This is a genomic window from Xanthomonas sp. 60 (assembly GCF_011761925.1).
In genome coordinates this window covers 199,786-214,699 of sequence record NZ_JAASQW010000001.1, presented here as the reverse complement: position 1 = coordinate 214,699, position 14,914 = coordinate 199,786, and the positions used below count along the sequence as shown (strand labels likewise).

The window sequence follows — 14,914 nt, the reverse complement described above, 5'->3', positions numbered from 1 at the left end:
GCTCCGCATCAGCACTCTCTGCCATGTCCCTCATTTCCCAAGCGGGCCTGATGGTACGCGCCAGTCTCTTCCGCCAGACCGGCGCGAAAGTGGAACTCGCTGCACGCCACTACTCCCCTGCGCGATTTGCCTCAGCGCTGAAGGCCTTGTCCAACAAAGAGACGCGGTTTGCTGCTGCCTGCTGCTCCCGCGAAGTCTCCATCAGTGAAGCCGCTGGCTGGGCTGCACGCATGGGGAACCTGAGGCTGATGTTGAACCCGGCGATACCCCGCGCAGAGCGCGACGATCTCGACAGGCAACGCATCGACCAGGCCTGTAGAGCGCTGGCGACCATCGCCAACCTGGTGAGGGACCGGGGCCGGGTCGACAACCTCAGGCTGCTCGCAGCGCTGCGCGGGGAATGCATGGCGGTCGTGAGCGAGTCCGGAGGTTCTCCCCTGATTCGCAGAGCGCAGGTCGTCCCGAGCCCGCTCTTCCGATCATTCACCTACCCGCTTACGAACCCCTGCACCGCACGGCATCAGGACATGACGCGCGAAGCGGAGGGTGACTGGGCTGTGGCACCGCGTCGCGACCGTATCGGTTCGGTCGATTCGAACGATTCGGCGACATGGCCCGACGGCAGCGATGTCCAGGATGATGTCGTTGCAGATTCGACCGTTGCAGTAAGCGCATCGCCCGCCCTCGACCTCCGCAGGCCTGTCTGGGTCTGACCCGCCGTAGAGCCCACGCTCATCCCCGCGGATGATGCGCCGCGTGCAGCTTCTGCAGGTGCTCCCGTGCCACCAGGGTGTAGATCTGCGTGGTGGACAGCGAGCTGTGGCCCAGCAGCATCTGCAGCGCGCGCAGGTCCGCGCCGTGGTTGAGCAGGTGGGTGGCGAAACTGTGCCGCAGGCCGTGGGGGCTGATGCGCGCCGGATCGATGCCGGCCACCGCGGCGTACCGCTTGACCACATGCCAGAACGCCTGCCGGGTCAGTGGGCGCAGGCTCGGCTCGACGAACAGCGGCACCTGGCCGCTGCCATCGGCGGGCACGCTGCGTCCGCCGGCGATCTGCGGGCGCGCCTGCTGCAGGTAGCGCTCGATCCAGTGCTGTGATTCCTCGCCCAGCGGCACCAGCCGCTCCTTGCTGCCCTTGCCGGTGACCCGCAGTGCGCCCTGGCGCAGGTTGATCGCCGCAGCGGGCAGGCCAACCAGTTCACTGACACGCAGCCCCGCGGCGTACATCAACTCGAGCATGGCGCGGTCGCGCAGGCCGATCGGCGTGTCCACATCAGGCGCGGCCAACAGCGCGTCGATCTGGCTTTCCGCCAGCGCCTTGGGCAGCAGGCGCGGCAGCTTCGGGGGTTCCAGCAGCGCCGTGGGGTCATCCGTGCGGGCGCCACGCCGCAGCGCATCGGCGAAGAACAGGCGCAGCGCGGACAGCAGGCGTGCCGTGCTGCGCGGCGACCAGCCATTGCGCGTGCGCCAGGACAGGTAATCGAACAGGCCTGCACGGTCGATCGCAATCAGCCCGCCGCCGCGTCCGTCGCGCCATCGCGCCAGTCCTTCCAGATCACGCCGGTAGCTGTCCATCGTGGCCCGTGCCAGGCCGTGTTCGGCCCACGCCGCATCAAGGAACCGGCCTATGGCGTGGGCGTCACCGGCCTGGAGGGGGGGCAAGGACTGGGTAAGCTGGCGGCGCTCTGCCGGAGTGTGGTGGACGGGCATGCGGGAAGCATACGCCGGACGCGCGTGTCGCCTATGCTCGGCGCATGCCTGACATCAACCTGCCACCCACGCCACATCCGCGCGAGTCCCTCCTCGGATGGCGACTGCTCGCGCTGTTCTATGACCTCTGGCCGGCGCTGGCGCTGTGGATGCTGCTCGGGACCGGGTTTGTCATCGCATTCACCGTGGCCGGACACGACACCCATGAAAACATCGCCCCCTTCAGCCGCTGGCAGTGGGCGCTGTGGACCGCCTGCTGGGGGCTGACGGGAGGGTATGCCACGGTGAGCTGGCGGCGCGGCGGGCAGACGCTTGGAATGCGTCCGTGGCGGCTCAGGCTGGTCGCGGCGGACGCGGCATCTGCGCCCTCGTGGGCCGCGCTGTGGGTCCGCTATGCAGTTGGAACCGTGTCCCTTCTCGCCGGGGGACTGGGCTTCTGGTGGGCCCTCTGGGACAGGGACAGGCTGGGCTGGCATGACCGCGCCAGCGGCACGCGCCTGCATCGCACCCCCAAACTTGAAAGAAGCCGCCGCTAGGAGCCGCGCCGGCCCGACGCCTGTCGCCTGAATGGTTCCCGCATTGTCATCAGGCCGTCATCCACGCGCGGTAGTTGGGCCAGCGCGCGCCCGCTAGCCTGTCCGGCCATTCTGAACCTACCGGACTGCCATGCGCCTGCTGCTGGCCTGGGCCTGCCTGTGGCTGGCTGCCTGCTCTTCGCCTTCCGCCTCCCTCGCCGAGCGCCTGATCGCACCCGGCGGCACCTCGCCCCTGCTGGACCAGGCCCAGATCGCTGCGACCATCGCCACGGTGCCCAACCGCAGCGGCAAGGTCACCGCGCGCACCGGCGTGCCGCTGTTCTGGCGCGCCTTCGATCCCGGTGATTATGGCCTGCGCTTCCACTACCGGGTGCCGGACCATGGCCGGGGAACCGCGCTGGACCTGGACCTGGAGCGGCTGCCGCCGCGCCCGTTCCGCCCGCGCACCCCGCGTGGCACCGTCGTGCTGCTGCACGGCTGGATGATGAGCGGTGATTCGATGCTGCCGTGGTCACTGCAGTTGGCGCAGGCGGGGTATCGCGTGGTCACCATCGACCTGCGCAACCATGGCCATTCTGGCAATGGTCCGGCCGGCTACGGGACGGTGGAGTCGGACGAAGTCAGCGATGTCATCGCCGCGCTGCGTCGTCGCGGTGAAGTGCAGGGTCCGCTGTACCTGTTCGGCGTGTCCTACGGCGCCGCCACGGCGGTGTTCACGGCCGAGAAGCTCGGCACCGACGTGGCCGGGGTGGTGGCCATGGAGTCCTTCGCCAATGCCGGCGATGCGATCCGTACGATGGTTCCGCACATGCTGGCCCTGCGGCCGCACGGCTGGCAGGCCCGGGCGATGAGCCTGTATGCGCGGTGGCGCTACGGCGCACTGGACATGGATGAGGTGATCGCAGCCGCCAACGACCGCCTGGGCCTGGACCTGGACCATGTCGACGTGGTGCAGGCGCTGGCGGCGACCCGCGCCTGCGTCCTGGTCCTGCATGGCGACGGCGATGAGCATATTCCCGTCAGCCAGGGGCGCCGCCTGGGCCGGGCGAGCGCACGCACGCATTACCTCGAGGTCCGCGGTGAAGACCACATCACCCTGCCGATGCGCCTGGACCTGCTCGGCACGGTGGTGGACACGTGGCTGGCCGACGAGGCCCAGGCACCGGCGGCCCTGTGCCCGGCGCCGCAGCTGCGGACCGGACTGGCGGCGTTGGGTAGGTAAACAGAAGACGGGGCGGTAAGGGCGTGCCTTCCGTGTACGAAACATGCGCTGGTTCACGGAATCGCGCGGCCATTGATGACAACGTTGTCTCCGACGGGTGGGAAGTGTCGTTTCCAGCCCGCCGCGTCCTACCGTCCGTCCCCCTCCAGCGCCTTGTGCAGGCGCTGTCCGGACCTGCGTCACGCGCGTGGCCACGAGGCCCGCGCGCCCTCTGATCGGAGACACACCATGCATTACCCGATTGTGCGCAGTTCCGAATCATGTCCCTCCCTTCCGCACCGGCTGCCCTGGCTGCTCGCCATGGCATTGAGCTCGCTGGCCCTGCCTGGCCTGGCCCAGGCCGCCAGCTGCGCGGGCGTGGCCCAGTGGGACCAGGCAAAGATCTACCGGGCGGGCGATACCCTGCAGAAGGGCGGCATCCTGTACCGGGCCAACCAGGATATCTGGAACGCCCAACCCGACCATCCCGCCGGCGCGCCGTACTACACCAACCTCGGCGCCTGTGATGGGACCGGCGCCAACCAGCCGCCGGTGGTCAGCCTGACCTCGCCTGCGAACGGTGCAACGTTCAGCGCCGGCAGCACCATCACCGTCAATGCCACCGCCAGCGATGCCGACGGCAGCATCAGCCGGGTCGAGTTCTTCCGCGGGGGCACCTCGCTCGGGGTGGATACCACCGCCCCGTACAGCGCGAGCTGGGCCAACGCGAGCGCCGGCAGCCACACCCTGCGTGCGGTGGCAACGGACAACAACAACGCCACCACCAGCACCGCCACGGTCACCATCACCGTCAACGCAGCCAGCGGCGATACCACCGCGCCCAGTGTCCCCGGCGGACTGGCCGCCGGTACCCGTACCGCCAACAGCGTGGCCCTGAGCTGGAACCCGTCCACCGACAACAGTGGTGGCAGCGGCGTCGCCGGCTATGACGTCTACCGCAATGGCAGCCTGGTGGGCTCACCCTCCAGCGCCAGTTATGTCGATGGCGGGCTCACCGCCGCCACCACCTACAGTTACCGCGTGCGGGCCCGTGACAACGCTGGCAATGCCTCCGCGCAGGGCACGGCGATCAGCGCCACCACGCTGGCCGGAAGCACGCCGGGCACGGGCAAGCGGGTGATCGGCTACTTCACGCAATGGGGCATCTATGGCCGCAACTACCGCGTCAAGAACATCGACACCAGCGGTGCCGCCGCACGCCTGACCCACATCAACTACGCGTTCGGCAACGTGCGCAACAACCGCTGCGAGGTCGGTGTCACCCAGCCTTCGGACCCGAACACCGGGGCCGGCGGTGATGCCTTTGCCGATTACAGCAAGTCCTTCAACGCCACCGAGAGCGTCAGCGGCAGCGCCGACACCTGGGACCAGCCGCTGCGCGGCAACTGGAACCAGCTCAAGCAGCTCAAGGCCAAGTATCCGGGCATGAAAGTGCTGATCTCGCTGGGTGGCTGGACCTGGTCGCGGGGCTTCTCCAGCGCGGCGCAGCCGGCCAACCGCCAGGCCTTCGTCGCTTCGTGCATCGACGCGTACATCAAGGGCAACCTGCCCGTCACCGACGGCGCCGGCGGCGCAGGTGCGGCACTGGGCGTGTTCGATGGCATCGATATCGACTGGGAATACCCCGTGGCCTGCGGGATCGCCTGCGGCCAGCCCGAGGACAACGCCAACTTCACCGCACTGATGGCCGAATTCCGCCGCCAGCTCGACGCGGTGCGGCCGGGGCTGCTGCTGACCGTGGCGGTGGGCGCAGGCATCGACAAGATCCGTGTGACCAATCCGGCGGCGTACCACCCGTACCTGGACTACATCAACGTGATGACCTACGACTTCCACGGTGCGTGGGATCCGAAGACCAATCACCAGTCCGCGCTGTTCGATTCACCCAACGATCCCTCCACTGGCGACCAGAAGCTCTACAACAGCAACGATGCCATCGAGGCGTTCATCAGCCGCGGCGTGCCCGCCGCCAAGCTCAACCTGGGCATCGGGTATTACGGGCGTGGCTGGACCGGCGTGGCCAGCGGCAACAACGGCATGTACCAGACCGCGGGCGGCGCCGCACCAGGTACCTACGAGGCCGGCATCGAAGACTGGAAGGTGCTGAAGACGCTGGCCTGGCCGGGCTACACCGACGCAACGGCCGGGGCTACCTGGATCTACAACGGCAGCACGCTGTGGAGCTTCGACACCCCGGCCAACATCACCCGCAAGATGGGTTATGTGAAAGCCCAGGGGTTGGGCGGTGCGTTCGTCTGGGAGTTCAGCGGTGACGATGCGCAGGGCACACTGACCAAGGCCGTCAGTGATGGCCTGAAGTAAGAAAAAAAGCGGGGACGCCCGGCGTCCCCGCTTTTTCAACCCGGGATGGCAGGGCACGTTGCCCGCGGCCCGCTAGCCGGACTTGCGCCGGAACAGCAGTGCCGAAGCCCCCAGCATGACGATCGGAGGCAAGGCGTAGGCGATGCGGTAATCAAACCGCAACGCGCCGGCCATGCGGCCGAAGAACAGCTGCAGGAGCCAGAAGCCCAGCGCGAACAGGATGCCGAGGAACAGGCGCTTGCCCATGCCCCCGCTGCGCAGCGAACCAAATGCGAACGGCACGGCCGCCATGCACAGCGCCAGCACGTTCAGCGCGTAGAACCAGCGGCCCCAGTACACGTCCTCGTATTCGCGCGCTTCAAGGCCGTTGCGCTCACGGTACTCGATGCTGTTGCGCAGCTCGGCGGCGGTCAGGTTGCGTGGCCGTGCGATGCCTGCCGCCAGCGCACCGGCGTCCAGCTTTGACTCCCATGCCTGGGTGGGCAGCTGCTCGCGCTGCACCGACCGCTCGCCGAAGGTATCGCGACGGACGCCATTGAGCGTCCAGCCCTTCTGGTCGTGCTCGACCGTCGCCGCGTGCGTGATCGAGACCACATCGCCGTTGGCGGGCGCGATCTGATACAGCCGCACGTCACGCAGCACCAGCCGCGTGCCCCCCCCGTCGAGCAGCTGTTCCTCTCCACTCTGCGCGTTGAGGAACGTGTCGCCTTCACGGGCCCACAGCCCTGCATAACGCGAAGCGTCGGCACCGGCACCCCAGCGGGCGGTGGCCTTCACCGAATCGGCGCGCTGCTGCGCCCACGGCGCCAGGGTTTCACCGTTGACCACCATCAGCCCGGTGAGCAGGGAAAGCGCCACCACCACCGAGATGCTGAGGCGCCGGCGCGACAGGCCCAGCGCGCGCAGCGCGGTCAGCTCCGAGGTCGCCGCAAGCTGGCCCAGGCCCATCAGCGAGCCGATCACCGCCGCGGTCGGGAAATAGGTGTAGGCCCGGCGTGGCAGGGTGTACATCACCCAGGCCGCCGCATGACCAATGGTGTAGTCGCCCTTGCCGATGTCCTTGAACTCACCGGAGAAGGCCATCACCACGTCCAGGCCGAGCAGCACGGCCCAGGTCAGCAACACCGTGCCGAACACCGCACGGCCGAGGTAATAATCGAAACGCATCGGGCGCAGCTTCATGCGCGTGCTCCCTTCGGGCGCGAGAGGCGGCCATCACGTGCGTACACCCAGCACGCCAGCGCAAGCAGCGGCAGGGTCAGCCACCACAGGCCCACGGCCCCGGGGATGCGGCCGTCGGCAATCCAGCCGGTACCGATGAACATCAGGTTCATGCCCACCATGTAGGCCAGGAACGCCAGCATCATGCGGCCATAGCGCTGCTGGCGCGGCGAACTGCGCGCCAGTGGCACGGCCAGCAATGCAAATGCCAGGGCGATCAGCGGCGGCGCGAGGCGCGAGTGCAGCTGCGCCTGCGCACCCGGGCGCTTGTCGCCGAACAGCGCGCCGGTCGGCAGCAGTTCCGGATCATCGTCCTTGCGGGTCTGGGCACCGTCCGGCATGGCCACATCGTTGCGGGCGAACGTGGCCAGGCGGTAATCCAGGCCATCGGCTGGCGGACCTTCGATCTGGTGGCCGTCATTGAGCTGCAGGTAACGCTGCTTGTCGCCCTCGAAATACATCCGCCCGCTGGCGGCCGACACCACTTCGATCCGGCCCTCGCGCTCGCGCTGCATGAAGACCTTGCCCAGCTGGGTGCCGTCGGGGGAAACCGCGGACAGGTACACCACGCCGCCATTGGGCAGCGAGGTGAAGCGCCCGGCCTCCAGGCCTGCCAGCAGCACGCTGCGGTTGGCCTCGTCGATGAGCCGCTCGCTGGTCCTGTCCGCCCAGGGACCCAGCCACATGGAGCAGGCCCCGATCAGCACCACCACCGGAATGACCAGCATCAGCAGGGGGCGCAGCAGGCGCTTCGGCCCCACCCCCACCGACGTCAGCACCGACATTTCCGAATCGCGGTACAGCCGCGCCACGGCCAGCAGCAGACCGAGCAGCAGGGCGAGCGGCAGGATCAGCGGCAGGTAGACCACGAACTGCAGGCCCAGCTGCGAGAACAGCAGCCGCGCAGGCAGCCCGCCATCGGCGATGCGACCGAGGATGTCCACCATCACGCCGCCCATGCTGACCACCAGCAGGACGATCAGGGTAGCCAGAAAGCTTTGGACGAAGTCGCCCAGCAGGTATCTATCGAGCTTCAACATGGGGCGGTGGTTTAAACTCTCGGATTCGTTCGCGGTACCGCCCAGTCTACTGGCTGAGCGTAAACGGTCCGCGATTGTACGTATTTGCCAACGGAATCTGCTCAATGGCCCTCGAATTTACCCTGAACCACCTCGCGCCGGCCTCGGCCGAGGTCGACTGTCTGGTCGTCGGCGCCTTTGCTGACCACACCCTTTCCCCCGCCGCGCAGGCACTCGACGCCGCCAGCGGCGGGCACCTGAGCCGTCTGGCGCAGCGTGGCGACGTGGCCGGCAAGACCGGTGCCACCACCCTGCTGCATGACCTGCCGGGCGTCACCGCCCCGCGCGTGCTGGTGGTTGGCCTGGGTGACGCCGCCCGTTTCGGCGTGCCGCAGTTCCTCAAGGCCATCGGCGATGCCATCCGCGCCCTCAGGACTGGCGCCACCCGCAGCGCCCTGCTGACCCTGGTCGACCTGCCGCTGAAGGACCGCGATGCGGCCTGGGCGATCCGCCAGGCGATCATCGCCGCCGACCACGCCAGCTACCGCTACACCGCCACCTTCGGCAAGAAGAAGGCCGAGGACGCAGGCCTGCAGCAGCTGGCCATCGCCGGCAGCGACGAGCAGGCCCTGCTGCAGGGCCGTGCGATCGCCGCTGGCGTCGAGTTCGCCCGCGAGCTGGGCAACCTGCCGCCGAACATCTGCAACCCGGCCTACCTGGGCGAGGTGGCACAGACCTTCGCCGCCCAGCATGACGGGGCCGAGGCGGAGGTGCTGGATGAAACGCAGATGGAGGCACTGGGCATGGGCTCGCTGCTGTCGGTCGCGCGCGGCTCGGCCAACCGCCCGAAGCTGGTGGTGCTGAAGTGGCACAACGGCGGTGACGCCAAGCCGTACGTGCTGGTCGGCAAGGGCATCACCTTCGACACCGGCGGCGTGAACCTGAAGACCCAAGGCGGCATCGAGGAGATGAAGTTCGACATGTGCGGTGGCGCCAACGTCATCGGCACGTTCGTCGCCGCGGTCACCGCGAAGCTGCCGCTGAACCTGGTGGTGGTGGTGCCGGCCGTCGAGAACGCCATCGATGGCAACGCCTACCGCCCGTCCGATGTCATCACCTCGATGTCCGGCAAGACCATCGAAGTCGGCAACACCGATGCCGAGGGCCGCCTGATCCTGTGCGATGCGCTGACCTACGCGCAGCGCTTCGAGCCGCAGGCGCTGGTCGATGTGGCCACGCTGACCGGCGCCTGCATGGTTGCCCTGGGCCACCAGACCGCTGGCCTGATGACCAAGCATGACGACCTGGCCAACGAGCTGCTGGCCGCCGGCGAGCACGTCTTCGACCGCGCCTGGCGCCTGCCGCTGTGGGATGAATACCAGCCGATGCTGGACTCGACCTTCGCCGACGTCTACAACATCGGCGGCCGCTGGGCCGGCGCGATCACGGCGGGCTGCTTCCTGTCGCGCTTCACCGAAGGCCAGCGCTGGGCGCACCTGGACATCGCCGGCGTGGCCAGCGACGAAGGCAAGCGCGGCATGGCCACCGGCCGCCCGGTCGGCCTGCTGAGCCAGTGGCTGCTGGACCAGACCGTCCGCGGCTGATCCACTGCCCCGATCCGGGCCGGCCCGCGTGCCGTCCCGGACCTCGCCCGGGCTGCCCGGGCACCGCCCCACCGGATTCCGCCATGCCCCGCGCCGACTTCTACCTGATCGCCAAGCCCCGCTTCCTGACCGAGCCGTTGCGGCTGGTCTGCGAGCTGGCCCGCAAGGCCAACGACGCCGGGCTGTTCACCCTGGTGCTGGCGCGCGACCAGGCCCAGGCCGAAGCGCTGGATGAGCTGCTGTGGGCCTTCGATGACGATGCCTACATTCCGCACCAGATCGCCGGCGAAGATGCCGACGAAGAAGAAGCGCTGGTGCTGATCGCCGCGCCGGGCACCGAGGCACCGGTGCGCCCGCTGGTGATCAACCTGCGCGATGAACCCTGGATGGGCGAATGCGACCGGGTCCTGGAAGTGGTGCCGGCCGACCCCGACGCGCGCGAACCGCTGCGCGAACGCTGGCGACAGTACAAGGACGCCGGTTACGAGCTGTCCAAGCACGACATGTAAACCGCGCTCGCGGCGAATCCCCGCCGCCGCAGCGCCTGATCCTCCCCGATACCCAGCCCGGTTGCCCCGCATGACCCAACTCGACTCCAGCTACGATCCGACGTCCTTCGAAAAGGCCACCTACGACGCCTGGGAGACGGCCGGTCATTTCAAGCCCTCCGGCAAGGGCGAGCCCTACACCATCCTGCTGCCGCCGCCGAATGTCACCGGCACGCTGCACATGGGCCATGCCTTCCAGCAGACCCTGATGGATGCTCTGGTGCGTTACCACCGCATGCGCGGCTACGACACGCTGTGGCAGGTGGGCACCGACCATGCCGGCATCGCCACCGAGATGGTGGTCAGCCGCAACCTGGCGCTGGCCGGCAAGGGCGAGACGCGTGATTCGCTGGGCCGCGAAGGCTTCATCGGCAAGGTGTGGGAGTGGAAGCAGGAATCGGGCGACATCATCGAGCGCCAGATGCGCCGCCTCGGCACATCGGCCGACTGGTCGCGCAGCACGTTCACGATGGATCCGCAGCCCTCGCAGGCGGTGATCGAAGCCTTCGTGCGCTGGCACGAGCAGGGCCTGATCTACCGCGGCCAGCGTCTGGTCAACTGGGACCCGGTGCTGAAGACGGCGATTTCCGACCTGGAAGTGGAGAGTGCCGAGGAAGACGGGTTCCTGTGGTCCATCGCCTACACGCTCGCCGATGGCCGTACCTACGAGCATGTGGAGCACGACGCCGACGGCGTGGAGACGCTGCGCGAAACCCGCGACTACCTGGTCGTGGCGACCACGCGCCCGGAAACCCTGCTCGGCGATACCGCCGTCATGGTGCACCCGGAGGACACGCGCTACGCCGCGCTGATCGGTACGCAGGTGACCCTGCCGCTGACCGGCCGCACGGTGCCGGTGATCGGCGATGCGTATGTCGACCGCGCGTTCGGCACCGGCGTGGTCAAGGTCACGCCCGCGCACGATTTCAACGATTACCAGGTGGGCGTGCGCCACGGCCTGCCGATGATCAACCTGTTCACGCCGGTGGCCGCGCTCAACGAGAACGCACCCGAACGCTTCCAGGGCATGGACCGCTACGAGGCACGCAAGGCCGTGCTGGCCGAACTGGAAGCCCTCGGCGTGCTGGTGGAAACCCGCGCGCACAAACTGCAGGTGCCGCGCGGCGACCGTACCGGCCAGGTGATCGAGCCCTACCTGACCGACCAGTGGTTCGTGAAGATGGATGAGCTGGCGCGTCGTGGCCTGGCGCTGGTCGAAGGTACCGATGGAAAGCCGGGCTCGATCTCGTTCGTACCGCCGAACTGGATCAACACCTACCGCCACTGGATGACCAACATCCAGGATTGGTGCATCAGCCGCCAGCTGTGGTGGGGCCACCGCATTCCGGCGTGGTTCGACGACGCCACCGGCACCTGCTACGTCGGCCGCGATGAAGCCGACGTGCGGGCCAGGAACGGACTCGGCAGCGAGGTGGTGCTGCGCCAGGAAAGTGACGTGCTGGAAACCTGGTTCTCCTCGCAGATCTGGCCGTTCTCCACGCTGGGCTGGCCCAACGAACAGGCCATGGCCGAGCGCGGTTTCGACCGCTACCTGCCCTCCTCCGTCCTGGTCACCGGCTTTGACATCATTTTCTTCTGGGTGGCCCGCATGATCATGGCCACTGACAACCTGACAGGCAAAGTGCCGTTCAAGGATGTCTATTTCACCGGCCTGATCCGCGACGGCCAGGGCCAGAAGATGTCCAAGTCCAAGGGCAATGTCCTGGACCCGCTGGACATCATCGACGGCATTTCCATCGAGGACCTGGTGGCCAAGCGCACCAGCGGGCTGATGCAGCCGCGCGCGGCCGAGAAGATCGAGAAAGCCACGCGCAAGGAGTTCCCGGACGGCATCGCCGCGCACGGGGCCGATGCGCTGCGCTTCACCATCGCCGCGCTGGCCACCCACGGCCGCGACATCAAGTTCGACATGAGCCGCGCCGAAGGCTACAAGAACTTCTGCAACAAGCTCTGGAACGCCAGCCGCTTCGCCTTGATGAACACCGAGGGCGCGACGTTCCAGGGTGCGCCGAAGCCGCGCACCGACGCCGAACGCTGGATCCTCGCACGCCTGGCAGCGACCACCGCCGAGGCCCACGGACACTTCGCCGCGTACCGGTTCGACCTCCTCGCGCAGTGCCTGTACGAGTTCGCCTGGAACGCGTTCTGCGACTGGTTCCTGGAACTGAGCAAGCCGGCCCTCAACGGCAGCGATGCCGCCGACGCCCAGAGTACGCGCCACACCGTGCTGTATGTGCTGGAAGCGCTGCTGCGCCTGCTGCACCCGCTCACCCCCTTCATCACCGAACGCCTGTGGCAGCAGGTAGCCCCGCGCCTGGGCCTGACCGAAGACTCGCTGTCGCTGCGGCCGTACCCCACGGCGGACGAGTTCGCCGGTGATTACGCCCAGGCCGAGGCAGACGTGGAGTGGCTGAAGCTGGTGATCAGTGCGGTGCGCCGCGTGCGCAGCGAGCTCAACGTGGCCCCGTCGCGGCTGGTGCCGCTGCGTCTGCAGGCGGGGCTGGCACAGGACCGCGTGCGCGTGGACCGCTTCGCCGCCTCGCTGTCGTTCCTGCTGAAGCTGGAAAGCATCCAGTGGTTGGCCGAGGGCGAATCCGCGCCGCCGGCGGCCGCGGCGATCGTGGGCGAGCTGAAGTTGCTGGTGCCGCTGGAAGGCCTGGTCGACCTGGACGCCGAACGCGTGCGCCTGGACAAGGAAATCGCGCGCGTACAGGGCGAAAAGGAAAAGAGCGAGACCAAGCTGTCGAAGTTCACCGAGAAGGTGCCGGCAGCGGTGGTCGAGCAGGAGCGCGTGCGGCTGGTGGAATGGACCACGCAGCTGAGCGGCCTGCAGGAACAGCGCGCCAAGCTGTAACCGCCGGTGGCCGGGTCGTGCCGGGGCGCGCCCGGCCGGCCCCGGCTTACAACGGCGGCATCGTCTGGATGTCGCCGTCCACCAGCTCCATCGCCATCACCAGCGCATCCTCCCGCCCGACGGCCGCAGGGTAGTAGCGGGGACGGCGGCCGATCTCGTTGAAGCCTTCGCTGTGGTACAGCGCCAATGCAGGGGCATTGGATGGCCGCACTTCGAGGAAAACGCGCTGCGCACGATGATCCCGCGCCAGCTGCACCATCGCCCGCAACAGGCGGCGGCCCAGGCCGCGCGTCTGCGCCAGCGGGTCGATGCAGATGTTCAATAGATGCGCCTCGTCGGCCGCGATGCTCAACACCGCGTAGCCGACCAGGGCACCGGCCTCCTCCATTGCCAGCGCCGGGTATCCGGCGCGCAGGCAGTCCACGAAAATCCCACGGGTCCAGGGGAACGGGTAACCCCGTAGTTCGATCGCCATCACCGCATCGAGATCCTGCTCATGCAGGGCACGCAGCACCGGCCTGGTGGCATGGCGCTGCGCGCTCACGGCGCGGCCCCTTTGCGCCGCAACGCACGCAGCGTCGGCCACAACGCACGTTTTGCGGCGGCATTGCCACGCAGCGTGTCCAGCGGCCAGCTTTCCATCAGTGCGCGCGTGGCCGCGTCGTTCGGATTGCACCCCGATGCCCGCAGCAACGCCATCTGCAGCCGGTCGGGCAGGCGCACGGAGGGCTGGCGACCGCCATTGCCCACCGCCCTGCGTGCCACTGCCGGCGTCGGCTGTACGGCCGGCGGCGCCTGCGGTGCAGCGCTGCGCGGCACGGGCCGGTCGTCTGCCCGGGGTCGTTCAGGGGCAGCGGCCGCGGGCGCTTCGCTGCGCGCCTGGTCCACGGCTGCAACGCCGGTTGTGGGCGCTTGCTCCGTCTCACGCGCCACGCTCACCTGCAGCGCAGCGGCCATCTCCGTTGCCAGTGCACTGTCGTGATACACGGTGTAGCCCATGGCCTGCAGCCAGGCCTGCTGGGCCGGCGACCACAACACGGGCAGGTCGGTGCTCACGCGGCCTCTGTTTTCCTGCGCATGCGCTGCCAGGCCCACATGCCCGGGCCGGACAGCGCGTAGATCACACCCACCCCCAGCAGCACGCGCGGCAGGTCGATCACCGCGATCGCGATCCCGATCGGCAGCAGGGCCAGCACCAGGAACGGCACCCGGTCAGCGCGCGGCCCCTTTTCGCCGCCTCCCTTGAAGCTGGAAAAGCGGATGCGGCTGACCATCAGCAGTGCGGACACCAGGGTCACGCCGAGCGCCACATACCGCAGCTGCTCGCCGCTCCAGCCCAGGTCGCCATCGGCGAAGGCCCACACGAAGGACATCATCAAGCCGGCCGCCGCCGGGCTGGCCAGGCCGATGAACCAGCGCTTGTCGACCACCCCCACCTGCGTGTTGAAGCGGGCCAGGCGCAGTGCGGCGCAGGCGGCATACAGGAAGGCCACCGCCCAGCCCACGCGGCCGAACAGTTCGCCATCGAACTTCAGCGAGGCCAGTGCCCAGTGGTACATCACCAGCGCCGGCGCCATGCCGAAGCTCACCAGATCAGCCAGCGAGTCGTACTGCACGCCGAACTCGCTGCTGGTGCCGGTGAGCCGGGCCACGCGACCGTCCAGCCCGTCCATGACCGCGGCCACGAACACCGCGATGCTGGCATTGACGAACTGCCCGTTGGCCGCGGCGATGATCGCGTAGAAGCCGGCAAACAGGCCCGCCGTGGTGAACAGGTTGGGCAGCAGGTAAATCGTGCGCGAGCGCGCTGGCGGTTTGATCGGATCCATGCGGGCAGTTTAATCGACTTGCCAGCCG

Annotated in this window: 13 protein-coding genes; 7 read left to right on the top strand and 6 right to left on the bottom strand. The window is 68.3% G+C overall.

The genetic code is table 11. The features are described from left to right. Positions 1-23 precede the first annotated feature (23 nt). Positions 24-713 (top strand): hypothetical protein, encoded by a 690-nt coding sequence (locus tag FHY09_RS00980; protein ID WP_166923295.1) that lies wholly within the window; start codon positions 24-26, stop codon positions 711-713. 19 nt (positions 714-732) lie between these two features. On the opposite strand, the gene xerD is transcribed toward FHY09_RS00980, so the two are convergent. Next, positions 733-1,710: a site-specific tyrosine recombinase XerD gene (gene xerD, locus FHY09_RS00975; RefSeq protein WP_166923293.1), complete on the bottom strand. Its 978-nt coding sequence runs from the start codon at positions 1,708-1,710 to the stop codon at positions 733-735. Between the two features lie 44 nt (positions 1,711-1,754). Here xerD and FHY09_RS00970 point away from each other — a divergent pair, with 44 nt between their 5' ends. The 3 genes from FHY09_RS00970 (at position 1,755) to FHY09_RS00960 (ending at position 5,790) form a co-directional block, all read left to right on the top strand. Beyond that, positions 1,755-2,246, top strand: coding sequence for an RDD family protein (locus FHY09_RS00970; protein WP_166923291.1), 492 nt, complete (start codon positions 1,755-1,757; stop codon positions 2,244-2,246). Between the two features lie 130 nt (positions 2,247-2,376). Next, positions 2,377-3,468 (top strand): alpha/beta fold hydrolase, encoded by a 1,092-nt coding sequence (locus FHY09_RS00965; RefSeq protein WP_166923289.1) that lies wholly within the window; start codon positions 2,377-2,379, stop codon positions 3,466-3,468. A 228-nt stretch (positions 3,469-3,696) separates the two neighbouring features. Next, the gene (locus FHY09_RS00960) at positions 3,697-5,790 is read left to right on the top strand and encodes a glycosyl hydrolase family 18 protein (protein ID WP_166923287.1); all 2,094 of its coding nucleotides are present in this window, start codon (positions 3,697-3,699) and stop codon (positions 5,788-5,790) included. A 72-nt stretch (positions 5,791-5,862) separates the two neighbouring features. Here the strand turns inward: FHY09_RS00960 and lptG are convergent, their stop codons facing one another. Together lptG and lptF are read right to left on the bottom strand one after the other, a co-directional pair. Continuing rightward, positions 5,863-6,972, bottom strand: a complete 1,110-nt coding sequence (gene lptG / locus FHY09_RS00955; protein ID WP_166923285.1) for an LPS export ABC transporter permease LptG — start codon at positions 6,970-6,972, stop codon at positions 5,863-5,865. Then, positions 6,969-8,051 (bottom strand): LPS export ABC transporter permease LptF, encoded by a 1,083-nt coding sequence (lptF, locus tag FHY09_RS00950; RefSeq protein ID WP_166923283.1) that lies wholly within the window; start codon positions 8,049-8,051, stop codon positions 6,969-6,971. Before lptF ends, lptG begins: the two co-directional genes overlap by 4 nt. Before the next feature lie 104 nt (positions 8,052-8,155). On the opposite strand from lptF, the gene FHY09_RS00945 reads away from it, so the two are divergent. The 3 genes from FHY09_RS00945 (at position 8,156) to FHY09_RS00935 (ending at position 13,057) form a co-directional block, all read left to right on the top strand. After that, entirely contained in the window at positions 8,156-9,634 is a 1,479-nt protein-coding gene (locus FHY09_RS00945) for a leucyl aminopeptidase (RefSeq protein WP_166923281.1), read from the top strand. A gap of 83 nt (positions 9,635-9,717) precedes the next feature. Then, positions 9,718-10,143: a DNA polymerase III subunit chi gene (locus FHY09_RS00940; protein WP_166923279.1), complete on the top strand. Its 426-nt coding sequence runs from the start codon at positions 9,718-9,720 to the stop codon at positions 10,141-10,143. A 70-nt stretch (positions 10,144-10,213) separates the two neighbouring features. Next, positions 10,214-13,057, top strand: coding sequence for a valine--tRNA ligase (locus tag FHY09_RS00935; protein WP_166923277.1), 2,844 nt, complete (start codon positions 10,214-10,216; stop codon positions 13,055-13,057). A gap of 46 nt (positions 13,058-13,103) precedes the next feature. Here the strand turns inward: FHY09_RS00935 and rimI are convergent, their stop codons facing one another. The 3 genes from rimI to pssA are packed head-to-tail and all read right to left on the bottom strand — an operon-like array spanning position 13,104 to position 14,886. Beyond that, complete coding sequence (rimI, locus tag FHY09_RS00930) at positions 13,104-13,601, bottom strand: ribosomal protein S18-alanine N-acetyltransferase (protein WP_456362672.1); 498 nt, start codon at positions 13,599-13,601, stop codon at positions 13,104-13,106. Next, positions 13,598-14,056, bottom strand: coding sequence for a hypothetical protein (locus tag FHY09_RS00925; RefSeq protein ID WP_166924315.1), 459 nt, complete (start codon positions 14,054-14,056; stop codon positions 13,598-13,600). Before FHY09_RS00925 ends, rimI begins: the two co-directional genes overlap by 4 nt. A gap of 53 nt (positions 14,057-14,109) precedes the next feature. Then, entirely contained in the window at positions 14,110-14,886 is a 777-nt protein-coding gene (gene pssA / locus FHY09_RS00920; RefSeq protein ID WP_166923264.1) for a CDP-diacylglycerol--serine O-phosphatidyltransferase, read from the bottom strand. Between the last annotated feature and the right edge of the window lie 28 nt (positions 14,887-14,914).